The sequence below is a fragment of the Frankia nepalensis genome (assembly GCF_016786325.1).
Lineage (GTDB): Bacteria > Actinomycetota > Actinomycetes > Frankiales > Frankiaceae > Pseudofrankia > Pseudofrankia nepalensis.
The window spans coordinates 35252-50753 of record NZ_JADWYU010000222.1; the positions used below are offsets into that span (position 1 = coordinate 35252).

Sequence of the window (15502 nt, forward strand, 5' to 3'; positions counted from 1 at the left end):
GTCGACCGTACCGACCGGCCCTGTGAGCCCCGCCGCACGGCCCCCACCACCGGCCGCCAAGCGGGCCAGCGGCCGCCCGGGTCAACTCACCCGGCGGCGGGAGCGCAGCTTCTCGCGCTCGGCGGCGGCCAGGGCGACCTTGCGCAGCCGGACGGCGGCCGGGGTGATCTCGACGCACTCGTCCTCGCGGCAGAACTCCAGCGCCTGCTCCAGGGAGAGCTGGCGGTGCGGGGTCAGCCGGACCAGCTCGTCGCCGGTCGAGGAACGCATGTTGGTGAGCTTCTTCTCCTTGGTCGGGTTGACGTCCATGTCGTCCGCCCGGGAGTTCTCACCGACGATCATGCCCTCGTAGACCTCGATCATCGGGCCGACGAACATCGTCCCGCGCTCCTGCAGGTTGAACAGGGCGTAGGCGGTGGTCGGGCCGGACCGGTCGGCGACCATCGAGCCGGTCGGCCGGGTGCGCAGCTCGCCGAACCACGGCTCGTATCCCTCGAAGACGTGGTGCAGCAGGCCCGTGCCCCGGGTCTCCGTCAGGAACTCGGTGCGAAAGCCGATCAGGCCGCGCGCCGGCACCAGGTACTCCAGGCGGATCCAGCCGGTGCCGTGGTTCACCATCTGCTCGACGCGGCCCTTGCGGACGGCGAGCAGCTGGGTGAGCGTGCCGAGGAACTCCTCCGGCGCGTCGATCGTGAGCCGCTCGACGGGCTCGTGCACCTTGCCGTCGATCTCCCGGGTGACGACCTGCGGCTTGCCGACGGTGAGCTCGAAATCCTCGCGGCGCATCAGCTCGACCAGGACGGCCAGCTGGAGCTCGCCCCGGCCCTGGACCTCCCAGGTGTCCGGCCTCTCGGTCGGCAGCACCCGGATCGACACGTTGCCGACCAGTTCCGCGTCGAGACGCGCCTTGACGAGACGAGCGGTGAGCTTCTTGCCGGACTTGCCGGCCAGCGGGGCCGAGTTGACCCCGATGGTCATGCTGATCGACGGCTCGTCGACGGTGATGACCGGCAACGGACGCGGGTCGTCCACGTCGGCGAGGGTCTCCCCGATCATGATGTCCGGGATGCCGGCGACCGCGATGATGTCGCCGGGGCCGGCCTCCTCGGCGGGCGAGCGCTCCAGCGCCTGGGTCATCAGCAGCTCGGACAGCTTGACCCGCTCCTGGGAGCCGTCGGCGCGGCAGAGCATCACCTGCTGGCCGCGGCGGATCGTGCCGTTGTGCACCCGGCAGAGCGCGAGCCGGCCCAGGTAGGGCGACGCGTCCAGGTTCGTGACCAGCGCCTGCAGCGGCGCGCCCTCGGTGTAGGTCGGCGCCGGAATGGTCTCGAGCAGCAGGTCGAACAGCGGCTTGAGGTCCGGGGAGTCCGGGCTCTCGCCGTCGGCCGGGCGGGTGGTGGACGCCCGGCCCGCCTTGGCGTTGCAGTAGATGATCGGGAAGTCGATCTGCTCCTCGTCCGCGTCGAGGTCGAGGAACAGCTCGTAGGTCTCGTCGACGACCTCGGCGATCCGGGCGTCGGACCGGTCGACCTTGTTGATGACGAGGATCACCGGCAGCCGGGCGGCGAGCGCCTTGCGCAGCACGAACCGGGTCTGCGGCAGCGGGCCCTCGCTCGCGTCGACGAGCAGCAGCACGCCGTCCACCATCGCCAGGCCACGCTCGACCTCGCCGCCGAAGTCGGCGTGGCCCGGGGTGTCGATGATGTTGATGGTGCTGTCGCCGTGCCGGACCGCGGTGTTCTTCGCGAGGATCGTGATGCCCTTCTCACGCTCCAGGTCCATCGAGTCCATCACCCGGTCGGTGAGGTCCTCGCTCGCGTGCGCGCTGAAGGCGCCGGACTGACGCAGCATCGCGTCGACCAGGGTTGTCTTGCCGTGGTCGACGTGGGCGATAATCGCGATGTTGCGCAGGTCGTCGCGGCTGACGGTGGCGCTCGGCTTGCTGGTGGACACGGTGGTGAGCTCCGGGGCGGACTGGGGGCACTCGACCCCGAGATGGTCTTGACTGGAACGTGCAGCCCCGTCCGGGCTACGGAAGCCTCCCCACAGGGGCGGCGAACAGGCTGAGCCACCGCCGAACGGCGGACGGAGTTGGTTTGGTCAGCCGTTCCGGTCAGGGCGCGCCTTCCATGGTACGGACTCGTGTGCCGGCGCTACCTCACGCGAGAGCCTGGACACTCGTTCGCCAACGAGATTTCAACAACAGGACGACCCTGAGCGGGCGAGGCGGGGCGAACCGCCGGGCCGCGGGCCGGCGGCGAGACCGGCGGCGCGACGGGCCAGGGCTCCGGAGCGTCAGCCGGCCCCGAAGGCCATCGGCTCCGGGTCGGCGAGCCGCTGCCGCAGGCTCTCGACGAGCGGCAGGTCGGCGGGCAGCCAGCTGACATCGTCCAGCTCGGCGGCCGACAGCCAGCGAAGCTCGCCACCCTCGACGGCACGCGGCATCCCGGCCCGGATCCGGCCGATCCAGACCCGCAGGCGCCAGCCGGGGCTCGCGAGGTCGACCTGGCCCAGCACCGGCCCGACCTCGATCTGGACGTCGAGCTCCTCCCGGCACTCGCGCGCGAGCGCGGCCAGCTCGTCCTCCCCCGGCTCGACCTTGCCGCCGGGGAACTCCCACATGCCGGCGTAGGCGGACGGTGAGGTGCGCCGCGCGGCCAGCACCCGGCGCGCCTCGTCGACCAGCGCCACCGCGACGACCAGCCGGCCGCGACCGGCGCGGGCCTCCCCTGCCGGCGAGGAGGACCGGGCAGAGACCCCGGCGTCCGCGGCACTCGCGGCGCCTGTCCTGCCGGGCTGCCTGGCGCGGTCCCGTCCTGGCTGGACACCGCCGCTCGGGGCCGCGGCCTCGGACCCGGCGTCGGCGGCGGCGGCGTCGTCGAGCACGGGACCAGCCTCCAGCTCGGGTTCCATGACTGGTGACTTTCCCAGACCGCCGGTGCACCACGTGTAGCGACCCTCACCCAACCGGGACCAATGACCCAACAGCGCCCGCCGTTCCTGGAACAGCGCCGCGCCCCGCGGCGACGACCGGGATGCTGACCACGAGAGCATGGTCAAAGGGAAGCAGGGCTGAGAGGGTTAACGGCATGTCGGACGTGCCCGAGCGGGCCCCCTGGGGAGCCGTCCCCGCCCCCGCGCCAGCCTCGGCCAGCGCCGTGGCCAGCGCGGCCGTGACGCGCGGCCGGATCGTGGGGGTGGACGCCGCGCGCGGCGCGGCGCTGCTCGGGATGGCGGCCACCCACATCGTGCCGGAACTCAGTGACGACGGCGAGCTGACCACCGCGCACCTGATCGCCGGCGGCCGGGCCGCGGCGGCGTTCGCGCTGCTCGCCGGGGTCGCGCTCACCCTGGTGACGGCCCGCTCCGCGCACCCGCGTGGCTCGACGTTCATACGCGCGCTGTGCATCGGCATCGTCGGCCTGGTCCTCGGGATGACCCAGACCCCGCTCGCGGTGATCCTGCCGTACTACGCGGTCTACTTCCTGCTGGCGCTGCCGCTGCTGCGCGCGCCCCGCTGGGTGCTCGCCGCGGTCGTCGCCGGCGCGTTCGCGGTCGAGCCCGTGCTGAGCCAGCTCGTCCGGCCGCATCTGCCCGACCCGCTGCTGACCAACCCCAGCCTGAGCACCCCGTTCCTCTCGCCGGTGAACCTGACGCTGACGCTGACGCTGACCGGCTACTACCCGGCGCTGGCCTGGATCGGCTACCTCGCCGCCGGGATGCTGATCGGCCGGCTCGACCTGCGCTCGGCGCGGGTGGCCGGCTGGCTGGTCGGCGGCGGCGCGGCGCTGGCCGTCGCGGCGGCGGGGCTGTCGTCGCTGCTGCTCGGCCCGCTCGGGGGCCGCGACGCGCTGCTCGCCTCGGACTCGGTGATCCCGGGCGTCGGGTTGATGTCGGCCCAGGACGTCGGGCACGTGCTCGACGGTGGCGGCCTGTACGGCAGCACGCCGACGCAGTCCTGGTGGTGGCTGGCGGTCGACTCGCCGCACACGACCGCGCCGCTGGACCTGCTGCACACCACCGGCACGGCGGCGGCCCTGCTCGGGGTGGCCCTGCTCGTCGCCCACCTGGGCGCGGCCGGCCGGGTGGCGCTGTGGCCGCTGGCCGGCCTCGGCGCGATGACGCTGACCTGGTACACGCTGCACGCCTGGCTGATGTCCACGGACCTGTCCCAGGGTGGCGGCTACGACGAGCTGTACCTGCGGCAGATCATTCCGGCGCTGGTCATCGCGTCCCTGTGGCGCCTGACCGGCTTGCGCGGCCCGCTGGAAGCCGCCGTCGCGGCCTTCGTCCAGGTCGCCACCACGGGCGTGTCCCCGCCGGCCGGCGACGGCCGGGGGCGGGGCGCCGGCGACCGGCCCGGTGACGGCGGCCGGTAGGGCCGGAGCCCGGGTGGTCGGGAATCACCGGCTCCGACCGGGTTGACGGTGGCGTTGCCGGGAAGGTGCGCAGACACGTGGGCACAGCCATCCGGCACAGCCTTCCGGAAGAGGAGCCGATTCGATGCCGAACCCGGACCGCGATCTCGACTTCCGTAACCCCGACGCGTTTGCCGAGGCAGAGGAGGGCCGGCGCAGGGACGAGTCCGTGACCGGAGCGGACGGTGGCCCGGTCGACGAGGCGGCGATGCGCGCCGCCGACGGCCTGATCACGACCGAGGAGGTCGAGGCCGCCTACCGCGAGCACATCGAGCGCGGCGCCCGGCAGAAGGGCGAGGGCGCGCCCGTCGTCTGACGACGATCCGCCTGACAACGACCACCGCGTGACGACGACCCGCGTGCGGACGACCCGCGTGACGACGGCTGGTCGCCGGCGAGCGTGCTCTCGCCGGCGGCCAGCCGGTCCACGTTCGGGGCGGCCCCCGGTGGTCGACCGCCGCGGCCGGGCCCGCCCGGCCGGCGGCACCCGTCGCGACCCGCGAACACGCCCGCCGGTCAGACGTTGAAGCGGAAGTCGACCACGTCGCCGTCCGCCATGACGTAGTCCTTGCCCTCCATGCGGACCTTGCCCGCGGCGCGAGCGGCGGCCATGGAACCGGCGGCCATGAGGTCGTCGAAGGAAACGATCTCGGCCTTGATGAAGCCGCGCTGGAAGTCGGTGTGGATGACACCGGCGGCCTCGGGCGCCGTGGCGCCCTTCCTGATGGTCCAGGCGCGGGCTTCCTTGGGACCGGCGGTGAGGTACGTCTGCAGGCCGAGGGTGTGGAAGCCGACCCGGGCCAGCGCCGCGAGGCCGCTCTCGGTCTGGCCGAGCGAGGCGAGCAGCTCGGCGGCGTCCTCCTCCGGCAGCTCCAGCAGCTCCGCCTCGACCTTGGCGCACAGCACGACCGCGTCGGCCGGCGCGACCAGGCCGGCGAGCTCCTTGCGCCTGGCGTCGTCGGCGAGCACGTCCTCGTCGACGTTGAAGACATACAGGAATGGCTTGGCGGTCAGCAGGAACAGCTCGCGCAGCAGCGCCCGGTCGACGGACGGCTCGGCGGACAGCGGCCGGCCCTCGTCGAGCACCGCCCTGGCGGCCTCGACGGCGGCGAGCAGCGGCTGCTTGGTCTTGTCGAGCTTGGCTTCCTTCGTCAGCCTGGGCAGCCGGTTGTCGATGGTCTGCAGGTCGGCGAGGATCAGCTCGGTGTTGATCGTGGCGATGTCGTCCGCCGGGTCGACCCGGCCCTCGACGTGCACCACGTCCGGGTCGGAGAACACCCGGACCACCTGGCAGACGGCGTCCGACTCGCGGATGTTGGCGAGGAACTTGTTGCCGAGGCCCTGCCCCTCGGAGGCGCCGCGCACCAGGCCCGCGATGTCGACGAAGCTCACGGTGGCCGGCACGATCCGCTGGCTGCTGTACAGCTCGGCCAGCCGCCCCAGCCGGGAATCGGGGACGCCGACGACGCCGACGTTCGGCTCGATCGTCGCGAAGGGGTAGTTGGCCGCCAGCACGTCGTTGCGGGTCAACGCGTTGAACAGCGTCGACTTACCGACGTTGGGCAGCCCGACGATGCCGATCGACAGACCCATGCGGCCGAGTCTACGGATCGGGCGCGCAGCGCCCGGTCCTGTCGGGCGCTCCGCGCCCACCCCCTCCTGGTCCCGGGCCGGCGCATATGACGGTGGCCCGGCTCGTCCCGGGTCGGTGAGGTGGTTGCGTTGGCACAGCGCCGATGCGCCGTCACCAGCACGCGCCGGGTGGCACCCGGGGACGGGGGGTGTCGGTCCGGCATGGTTGCCTGTGACCATGGACGCCTCGGGGGCGCTGGTCGCCTTGATCTGCCTCCTGGTCGGCGCGGCCGGCGGGTACATCGTGGGCGGACGGGCCGCCGTGCTCCGGCTCGCCGCGCGGCGGGCGGCGGACGACGCCGACCTCGCCGGCCTGCGGACCGCGCTCGACTACGAGCGGAAGTCCGCGACCGAGCGGGTCGCGCTCGTCGAGCAGAGCCAGCGCCGGCTCGCGGAGACCTTCCAGGCGCTGTCGGCCCGGGCGCTCGAGGGGGCCAGCCGGCAGTTCCTGGAGCTCGCCACCGCCCGCCTCGACGAGGCCGGCGTCCGCGCGTCCGCCGACCTCGACGCCCGGCGGACCGCCGTGGAGCACCTGGTCACGCCGCTGCGGGAGACGCTGACCCGGATGGAGGAGCGGCTGCGCGAGCTGGAGTCCGCCCGGACCGAGGCGTACGCCACGCTGGTCGAGCAGGTCCGCTCGGTGCGCGACGCCTCCGACGCGCTGCGCGCCCAGACCGCCGAACTGGTGACCACGCTGCGCAAGCCGCAGGCCCGCGGTGCCTGGGGGGAGCTGCAGCTGCGCCGGGTGGCCGAGGTCGCCGGCATGCTGGCCCGTTGCGACTTCAGCGAGCAGCACACGGTCGCCGGAGAGGACGGCGAGGCGACGCAGCGGCCGGACATGGTCGTCCACCTGGTCGGCGGGCGCAGCATCGTGGTCGACTCGAAGGTGCCGTTGGCCGCGTTCCTCGACGCCGCCGAGGCCGCCGACGAGGACACCCGCGCGCGGCGGCTGGCCGCGCATGCCCGGCACGTCCGGGCGCACGTCGACGCGCTCGGGTCCAAGGCGTACTGGCGCCGGCTGTCCTCACCGGAGTTCGTGGTCCTGTTCATCCCGGCCGAGGCCTTCCTCGCGCCGGCGCTCGACCATGACCCGGGCCTGCTGGAGTACGCCGCCGGCAAGGGCGTGGTGATCGCGACGCCGACCACGCTGATCGCGCTGCTGCGCACGGTCGCGTACGCCTGGACGCAGGACGCGCTGACGACCAAGGCCAAGGAGGTCTACGAGCTCGGCCGGGAGCTGTACGGCAGGCTTGGCACGCTCGGTGAGCATGTCGACCGGCTCGGGTCCTCGCTCGGGCGGGCTGTCAAGGACTACAACGCGGCCGTCGGGTCGTTGGAGGGCCGGGTCCTGGTGACGGCCCGCCGGCTGGCCGCGCTGGAGGTCGTCGAGAGCGAGCTGACCAGTCCGAAGCCGGTCGACTCCGGGATCCGGCCGCTGACGGCCGCCGAGTTGCTCATGGGCGCCACGGCGCCCGCCGAAGCCGAGCCGGCTCTGACACGGGCCGACACCGGTGGCGCACCCACCGTGGAGACGGCCACCCACGGTGGCTACAACCACACCGATGGTTGAGTTGTTCGGTACGCGGTACAGCGCCGACCTATCGTTCTGACGCACTCTTAAACATGGAGCGGTACCTTGCCCACGTGAGTCTGCCCGACAGGCACCCCGCTGGTCCGCGTGGCCGTGCCGAGCGACCCCGCGGGCCCGCCGACCGCTTCTCCTCGGGGCAACGGCGGCGCCCCACCCTGCAGCCGACGACGGTCATCAGCAACAACCGTCGCGGGCTCACCGCGTTCGGGGCCGCCCTGGTCACGCTGATCATCGGCGCCGTGGGCGCGGTCGCGGACGTGGCCGTCTTCGGGTCGCTCGGGTGGATCTTCGGGGTTCTGTTCGTGCTCGCGTGTCTCGGGACCGCGCTGCGCACCCATGTCGACGACCTCGTCGGCGTCGTCATCATGCCGCCGCTGGCCTACGCGGCCATCACCGTGGCGGTCGGCTTCCTGCACCCGGCCACGGGCAGCGGGGGCGGGTTGCGAACCAAGGCCATCGACATCGGCTCCGAGCTCATCCTGCGCGCGCCCAGCCTGCTCATCGCCGAGCTGCTGGTGATCGTCATCGCGCTGGTGCGGGCGCGGCGCGCCACCGTCGCCCGCCGCGAGCGCGCCCGCGCCATGGCGGCCCGCGCCCGCCGCGAGGGCGGCCCCTCGCGCTGAGCGGCCCGGGCGGGCATCCGCCCGGCCACCGCTGACGCCCGGCCGCCGGCGCCCGCCGGCGGGGGCACACGCGGACAACATGCGGTCCTCCAAAACCGCCCGTCCCGTGCCAGGCGGCATGTTATGCATGAAGACGTGTCCGCGAAATCTCCGGGCCCGGACCCGTCGTGGGGGCCGGTGTCGACCTGGCTGCGGACCTGTTCCTGCGGCCATGTGCGCCAGGTGCACCGCCATTACCGCCCCGGGGCGGACTGCGGCGCGTGCGGCTGCGCCGGTTTTTCGCGTCTCCGCGGGAGATTTCCGGCCCGGAGGCCGGCGGGTGGCGCGGCCTGGGCGCCCACGGGCGAGAAACTCGCGGGAACGCCACCGCGCGGCCTTTCCAGGGTATTTCCACGACAGGTCTCGGCGCCTTGGACCACGCGGCGCCCGCCAGCCGAGCACCCCGCGCGTCCCGACCGCGACGGCGCCACGGACCGCCCGGTCCCGCCCGGATAGCCCGCGCCGCGCGGCGCGCCATCTCGGGCCGGTCGCCAAACGTCACCCGCGGGGCGAGCGGTGTCCCGGCCTCCGCCGCGGCGACGCGGCGGGATAGTTATGGGACCAGCGCCGGAGGGATATTCGCGTCCGGCCCGCGCCGCCTGGCCACGGGCCTGGGCCGATCAGCCAGCCAGATCACGAGTCGGTGAACGCGCGGAACATCGCTGCTACCGTGTCCTGCCGTGGGATACCCGGGGCCAGGAGTCGCGGGAAAAGTAACGGAGAAAGGTGGCTGCGCACGGCGACGGACTTCCGCGGCACACAGATCTTCGACTCCGAAGCGTGCAGGTGACATCACCCTCCGGACAATCTTGGGCGTGGCCGCTTTACCTCCCTCAGTAACCGTCGGCACACACCAGGCCATTTCCGCGCCGGCGGCACTGGGCGAGGCGATTTCTGCTTTCATTCGGATGGCGTCGGTTCCGGGCCGGGCTCGCCGGCACGACCTTGACCGCCCGGCCGCGGGGGATTCCGGGCGAACATGGGGGATATAAGTTTGTCAGCCACACCAGGAAGGCCGACGGTCAGCATAGTCGTCCCGACGCTGAACGAGGCACGCAATCTTCCGCACGTCTTCCAGATTCTGCCGGCCGATGCCGAGATCGTGGTCGTGGACGGGCGTTCGACCGATGGCACGGAGGACGTCGCCCGGGCCATGCGGCCGGACTGTGTCGTCGTGCACCAAACCCGCAGGGGCAAAGGAAACGCGCTGGCCTCCGGATTCGCGGCGGCGACCGGCGACATCATCGTCATGCTGGACGCCGACGGGTCCGCGGACCCCAGGGAGATCGAGTATTTCGTGCGGGCGCTCGTCGACGGCGCCGACTTCGCCAAGGGATCTCGCTTCGTCCAGGGTGGGGGCAGCAGCGACATCACCAGGCTGCGCGGCCGCGGGAACCTCTGGCTGAGCACCCTGGTCAACATCCTGCTGCGGCACCGGTTCACCGACCTGTGCTACGGCTACAACGCGTTCTGGCGGTACTGCCTGCCGGTTCTCGGCCTGGAGCCGGGCGAGCGCGGCGGCGAGCCGCGGTGGGGCGACGGCTTCGAGATCGAGACTCTCATCAACATCCGCGCGGCCCTGGGCGGGCTGAACATCGTCGAGGTCCCCAGCTACGAGTACCCGCGGCTGATCGGGGTCAGCAACCTCAACGCCGCCTCCGACGGCCTGCGGGTGCTGCGGACCATCTTCGCCGAGGCGTTCCGGCCGGTGCCGGCCCGCGCCCGGCGCGAGGTCGTGCTCGCGCGCCTCAAGACTCGGCGCCGGCTGAACCTGGTCGATCCCCCGGCGGGCTCGCCACACGGCGAGAACGGCTCCACCGCCGCGGCTGAGCGGACCCGGCCGACGACCAGCGCGTTGCCCGCGTCGCACACGGGGACGGCCCCGGATGTCGCGCAGTCGGAGCCGGCATGACGGCCGCCGGCCGGGCCGCGCCGGACGGCCCCGCGGCACCCGCCGAGGCGGGCAACGAGGCAGGCAACGAGTTCCCCGCGCCGACCGTGTCGGTCATCATCTGCGCCTACACCGAGGAGCGGTTCAGCGACATCGCCGCCGCGGTGGGCAGCATCCGGGCCCAGGACCGGCCGGCGGCCGAGGTCATCCTGGTCATCGACCACAACGACGCGCTGCTGCGGCGCGCGCGGGCCGCGTTTCCGGGCAGCACCGTCGTCCCCAACGAGCAGCCGCGTGGGCTGTCGGGCGCACGCAACACCGGCGTCGAGCGCGCCACGAGCGACATCGTCGCGTTCATCGACGACGACGCCCGCGCGGCCCCGGACTGGCTCAGCAAGCTGACCGCGCCCTATGCCGACCCGAATGTCGTCGGTGTGGGCGGAACCGTCACGGCGGACTGGGTGACGGGCCGCCCCGACTGGTTTCCCCCCGAGTTCGACTGGGTCGTCGGGTGCAGCTACGTGGGCCTGCCCACGACGGTGAGCGAGATCCGCAACCCGATCGGCGCCGCGATGTCGTTCCGCCGGAGGGTGTACCCGCTGGTTGGCGGGTTCTCCGACGGCATCGGCCGGGTCGGCGCCCTTCCGCTTGGCTGCGAGGAGACCGAGTTCTACATCCGGCTTCGCCGGGCCCTCCCGGGTTGTTCCGTGCTGCACGTGCCGGGCGCGGTCGTTCACCACCGGGTGCCGGGCGCCCGCGCCCGCTGGACCTACTTCCAGCGACGCTGCTTCGCCGAGGGCATCTCGAAGGCGATCGTGACCGACTCGGTCGGCGCCACGGCGGCGCTCGAGGCCGAGCGGGCCTACGTCCGGCGCACCCTTCCGCGCGCGGTCGCGCGCAGTCTGCGCGCACGCGAGGACTGGCCTCGCGCCGGGGCGGTCGTGGCGGGGGTCGCGGTCACCGCGGCCGGCTACGGCCGCGGCCTGGTGGCCCTGCGCACCGGCGGAGTGGCCAGGCCGAACGGCTCGCCCGGCGCCGCGCGGACCGCCGCCGGCCCGCGGGCGACCCTCGCGGCCGGCGTGCCCCACCAGCTCAGGAAACGGTCCGCGCCGGGGAGGCCATCGGCCCGGTGACGCCGCCGGCCGGCCCGCCAGGACCACCACCCCAGCGCCCGGACCCAGTACCCCGGCCGTTGCCCGGCACGCCGCCGGCCGGCGCACGTCATCTCGGAGCCGTCGCATCATGACCGACACGCGCATCAGAGTCGCCCTGCACGCGGGCCTCGTCGCCGTCTTCGCGCTGGCCGCGGGCCTGGCGGCGATGGACGTCACGGGCCCGGTCCGGCTGGTGGCCACCCTGGTGGCCGTGGTCCTGCTCCCCGGCGCCGCGATCCTCACCCGGCTGCGCACCGCCGACCTGGCGGTCTGGTTCGGGCTCGCCATGGCGCTCAGCCTTGCCGTCGCCATAGTCGCGAGCCTGCTCATGGTGTGGACCCGCCAGTGGTATCCGGTCGCGTCGGGCCTCGCGCTGGGCACGCTCTCGGCACTGGTCCTGCTCGACGACATCCGCCGCGCCCTGGCAAGGACCCCCGGCGCGGAGCACGGATGAGCGGGATGGACGACATGCTCGAGCCGCTCTACGAGGCGCCCGGGCAGCCGGCCCCGCGTCCTCGACGCGGCCGCCGGGCCGAGGAGCGCTTGCCCGGCCTCGAGGCCGGGCAGGCAGCCGAGTCACCCGCGGCGCCGTCCAACGGCGACCAGACCGCCAAGGCCGACCAGGCCACCAAGGCCGATCAACGCTCGCTGTACCGCAACGGGCTCGCGCTCGCGCTCGCGAGCGCGCTCAACGCCGTGCTCGGCGCCGGGTTCTGGGTCTTCGCCGCGCACAGCGTGCCGCGGGCGGAGCTCGGCCAGGCGACCGCGCTGGTCTCGGCGCTGATGGGCCTGTCGATGCTCGGCCAGCTCAACCTCGGCCCCGCGCTCGCCGCCTTCCTCCCCGTCGCCGGCAGCCGCCGCGCCCGGCTCGTGGGCGGCAGCTATCTCGCGGCGGTGACGATCAGCCTCCTGCTGGGCTTCGGGTTCGCCGTCGTCGCGCCCCGGGTGAGCTCCTCGTTCAGCTCGCTGCACGACGCCCGGCTGGCGGTCTTCTTCGGCGTCGGCGTCGCCGTCTGGTCCCTCTTCGCGCTCCAGGACTCCGTGCTCACCGGGCTGCGCAGGGCGACCTGGGTCCCGATCGAGATGACCGCGTACAACGTCTCGAAGTTCGGCCTGCTGGCGTTGCTGGGTGGCGGCTCGGCCCTCGCGGTCATCCAGTCGTGGGTGGCACCCGCGGCACTGGCACTGCTGCCGGTCAGCTATCTGCTCTTCACCAGGGTGCTGCCCAGCAAGGAGCCGCCGCTGCCCGGCTCGGACGCCACGGCGTTCCGGCGGTTCCTGGCCGGCGAGTCGACCGCGATGGTGCTCGACCAGCTCGGCACGACGCTGCTGCCCGTGCTGGTCGTCGCGATGGTCGGGTCGGAGGCCGGCGCCGCGTTCGGCCTCGCCTGGATGATGACGAACGCGCTCGACGCGCTCGTGTACGGGATGGGCTCCTCGCTGGTCGTCGAGGGCTCCCAGCCGGGTGCCGACGTCCGGGCCCTGTACCGGGCGCTGCGGCGCCGCGTCCTGCTCATGCTGGGCGGCATCGTCGCCGTCTGCGAGCTCGGCGCCCCGCTCCTGCTGAGCGTGTTCGGCGCCCAGTACGCCGATGACGCGACCACCGTGTTCCGGCTGCTGATCCTCGCGTCCGTGCCGCGCGCGCTGGTCGTCCTGGCGATGTGCGCGGCCCGCGCCGAGCGACGGATCGGCTGGGTGGTCCGGGTCCACCTCGCGCTCGCCGTGCTCGTGCCCGCCGGCGCGCTCGCCCTGTGCCAGCTGGTGGGTCTCGCGGGCGCCGGGCTCGCCTGGGCCGCCGCGCATGTCGTCGTCACACTCGGCGTGCTGCTCGACGAGGCCCGCGACCGCGCGCCCGCCCCGGTCCCGGCGCCGGCCGCCGCGTCCGACACCCACGAGACCATGGTGCTGACCTGGCGGCCCACTCCCCTGCCCTCGATGGTCCTGCCCCAGCACTCCGGCCTGGTGGACGCGAACGTCACGATGTCCCTGTCCCGGGTGTCGGAGGTGACCATGTCCCTGTCCCGGCTGCCGTTCGCGCGCGCCGAGCAGGGTCACCGCGGCGGTTCCCGGCGCGCGGGCGCCTCGGCCGGATCCGCCGAACCTGACCGTCCCGCGAAGGAACGCCCCCCGCGCGTCGGATGGCGCCGCGAGGAGGGAATCGGCGAGGACACCCGGTTGATCGCGCGAACGCGCGGCCACAGGCGGCAGCGATGACCCGGACGCCCGGTGACCCACGCCAGGCGGCGAGCGCCGATCAGAACGGGACGGTCGAGTACGCCTGCAGCTTGGTGAGCTGGTGCTGGCTGTCGACCCGGCGGATGGTCCCGCTGCGGGAGCGCATCACCAGCGACGACGTGCTCGCGCCGCCCGGGCGGTAGCGCACCCCGGCGAGCAGCTCACCGTCGGTGATTCCGGTGGCGACGAAGAAGACGTTGTCGCTGTTCACCAGGTCGCGGGTGGTCAGCACCCGGGTGACGTCGAGGCCCGCGGCCACGACCTTCGCCCGCTCGACGTCGTCGCGCGGCCAGAGGCGGCCCTGGATGACGCCGCCGAGGCAGGTCACCGCGCACGCCGCGATGATCCCCTCCGGCGTGCCACCGATCCCGAGCAACAGGTCGACGCCGGTGTCCTGCGAGGCAGCCATCACGGCGCCCGCCACGTCACCATCCGAGATCAGCTTGACCCGGGCGCCGGAGGCCCGGATCTCGGCGACGAGGTCCGCGTGCCGCGGGCGGTCGAGCACGACGACGGTGACGTCGCGCGGGTGGACACTCTTGGCCTTCGCGACCGCCCGGATGTTGTCCTCGACGGGGGCGTCGATGTCCACGGCCCCGGCCGCCTCCGGCCCGGTCACGAGCTTCTCCATGTAGAAGCAGACGCTCGCGTCGTACATCGTGCCGCGCTCGCTGACGGCCATCACCGAGACGGCGTTGTTCATGCCCTTGGACGTCAGGGTCGTGCCGTCCACCGGGTCCACGGCGACGTCGCATTCCGGGCCCTCGCCCGAGCCGACCTCCTCGCCGTTGAACAGCATCGGGGCTTCGTCCTTCTCGCCCTCCCCGATGACGACGACGCCACGCATGGAGACGGTGCCCACGAGGCGGCGCATCGCGTCGACGGCGGCGCCGTCGGCCCCGTTCTTGTCACCGCGGCCCACCCACCGGGCGGCGGCCAACGCGGCGGCCTCGGTCACCCGGACCAGTTCGAGCGCCAGGTTGCGGTCGGGCGCCTGGCCCTGCACGGCAAGCGTTTCGGGGACGGCCCCGGGTTCAGTAGCCACAGCGGAAAGCCTAGTTCGCGCGGCCGTCAGCCGCCCCCGGTTGGTCGTGACCGTCACCTACCACCCCGGCCAGCCACCCGCCACCCGGCCGCGTGGGCGACCGTCATGCCCCCTCCGCGCGACGGTCACCCACGCGACCGGTCAGACGCCGGCCTCGGCCGGATGGTTGCGTCGCCAGCCGCGTGGCCCGTACCACGTTCCCCCGGCCACCCGGCGCGCCACCAACCGGGATGATGGGAGCGTGGCGCGCACGCGTGGTCAGGAGACCGTTCGGGACATGGTGCTCTCGCTCGCCGTGGTGATGGCGGGCGTGTTCCTCTTCGTGATCTTCGTCCTCCCGCGGGGGGACGGCGAGGACGCCGTCAAGGTGGTCGAGAACACCTCGACGACCGTCACCGCCTTCGCCCGGCAGGCCCCCTACGAGGTACTCGCGCCGAGCGGCCTGGGCCAGGACCTGTGGAAGCCCACCTCGCTCCGGGTCCAGGTCCCCGGCTCGACGGCCGGCGCCGACCCGGACGTGGCCACCCTGTCCATCGGCTACGTGGTCGACCGCGAGGACGACCGGGCGTACGCCCGGTACGAGGTGAGCAACGCGCCGGACGCCGTGCAGCGCCTGCTCGGCAACCGCCCGGTCACCGGCCACCGCGCCATCGACGGCCAGACCTGGGACGAGCGCCGCTCCGACGACGGGCACCTGGCGCTGACCCGCGCCGTCGGCGACGCGGTCGTGATCATCGATGACGGCGCCGGCTCGGGTGGCGCCAGCGAGGCCGACCTGGAGGCGCTCGCCGCCTCCGTGCGCCCGGTCGCCCCCCCACACCGCCCCGCCCCCCGGGCGGGGCCGGCCGGGGGGGGGCGGCCCCCCCCGGCCCCC

13 protein-coding genes are annotated in these 15502 nt (G+C 73.6%); 9 read left to right on the forward strand and 4 right to left on the reverse strand.

Going from position 1 to position 15502, the window contains the following annotated elements; translation table 11 throughout:
- Positions 1–81: 81 nt before the first annotated feature.
- The gene (gene typA, locus I6A81_RS35115; RefSeq protein WP_203003565.1) at positions 82–1953 is read right to left on the reverse strand and encodes a translational GTPase TypA; all 1872 of its coding nucleotides are present in this window, start codon (positions 1951–1953) and stop codon (positions 82–84) included.
- Positions 1954–2295: 342 nt separating this feature from the next.
- Positions 2296–2913, reverse strand: a complete 618-nt coding sequence (locus tag I6A81_RS35120; RefSeq protein WP_307875129.1) for a (deoxy)nucleoside triphosphate pyrophosphohydrolase — start codon at positions 2911–2913, stop codon at positions 2296–2298.
- A gap of 176 nt (positions 2914–3089) precedes the next feature.
- Between I6A81_RS35120 and I6A81_RS35125 the strand changes: the two genes are divergently transcribed.
- Positions 3090–4379, forward strand: coding sequence for a heparan-alpha-glucosaminide N-acetyltransferase domain-containing protein (locus I6A81_RS35125; protein ID WP_203003566.1), 1290 nt, complete (start codon positions 3090–3092; stop codon positions 4377–4379).
- Between the two features lie 124 nt (positions 4380–4503).
- Positions 4504–4734 (forward strand): hypothetical protein, encoded by a 231-nt coding sequence (locus tag I6A81_RS35130; protein ID WP_203003567.1) that lies wholly within the window; start codon positions 4504–4506, stop codon positions 4732–4734.
- Positions 4735–4934: 200 nt separating this feature from the next.
- Here I6A81_RS35130 and ychF read toward each other — a convergent pair whose 3' ends face one another.
- Entirely contained in the window at positions 4935–6011 is a 1077-nt protein-coding gene (gene ychF, locus I6A81_RS35135) for a redox-regulated ATPase YchF (protein ID WP_203003568.1), read from the reverse strand.
- 217 nt (positions 6012–6228) lie between these two features.
- Between ychF and rmuC the strand changes: the two genes are divergently transcribed.
- From rmuC to I6A81_RS35165, 6 genes are all read left to right on the forward strand, one after another.
- Positions 6229–7620: a DNA recombination protein RmuC gene (gene rmuC, locus I6A81_RS35140; RefSeq protein ID WP_203003569.1), complete on the forward strand. Its 1392-nt coding sequence runs from the start codon at positions 6229–6231 to the stop codon at positions 7618–7620.
- 74 nt (positions 7621–7694) lie between these two features.
- Positions 7695–8264, forward strand: coding sequence for a DUF6542 domain-containing protein (locus tag I6A81_RS35145; protein WP_307875130.1), 570 nt, complete (start codon positions 7695–7697; stop codon positions 8262–8264).
- 1018 nt (positions 8265–9282) lie between these two features.
- On the forward strand, positions 9283–10215 hold the full coding sequence (locus I6A81_RS35150; RefSeq protein WP_203003570.1) for a glycosyltransferase family 2 protein: 933 nt from the start codon (positions 9283–9285) through the stop codon (positions 10213–10215).
- Positions 10212–11327, forward strand: a complete 1116-nt coding sequence (locus I6A81_RS35155; protein ID WP_203003571.1) for a glycosyltransferase — start codon at positions 10212–10214, stop codon at positions 11325–11327. Before I6A81_RS35150 ends, I6A81_RS35155 begins: the two co-directional genes overlap by 4 nt.
- 109 nt (positions 11328–11436) lie before the next feature.
- A complete protein-coding gene (locus I6A81_RS35160; protein WP_203003572.1) occupies positions 11437–11802 on the forward strand; it encodes a hypothetical protein in 366 nt (121 codons plus the stop codon).
- Complete coding sequence (locus I6A81_RS35165; protein ID WP_203003573.1) at positions 11799–13562, forward strand: lipopolysaccharide biosynthesis protein; 1764 nt, start codon at positions 11799–11801, stop codon at positions 13560–13562. The genes I6A81_RS35160 and I6A81_RS35165 overlap by 4 nt, the downstream gene beginning before the upstream one ends.
- 40 nt (positions 13563–13602) lie before the next feature.
- Here the strand turns inward: I6A81_RS35165 and glpX are convergent, their stop codons facing one another.
- The gene (glpX, locus tag I6A81_RS35170) at positions 13603–14589 is read right to left on the reverse strand and encodes a class II fructose-bisphosphatase (RefSeq protein WP_307875132.1); all 987 of its coding nucleotides are present in this window, start codon (positions 14587–14589) and stop codon (positions 13603–13605) included.
- A gap of 280 nt (positions 14590–14869) precedes the next feature.
- On the opposite strand from glpX, the gene I6A81_RS35175 reads away from it, so the two are divergent.
- The coding region (locus tag I6A81_RS35175) for a DUF4245 domain-containing protein (protein WP_203010420.1) at positions 14870–15502 on the forward strand (633 nt) is incomplete at its 3' end.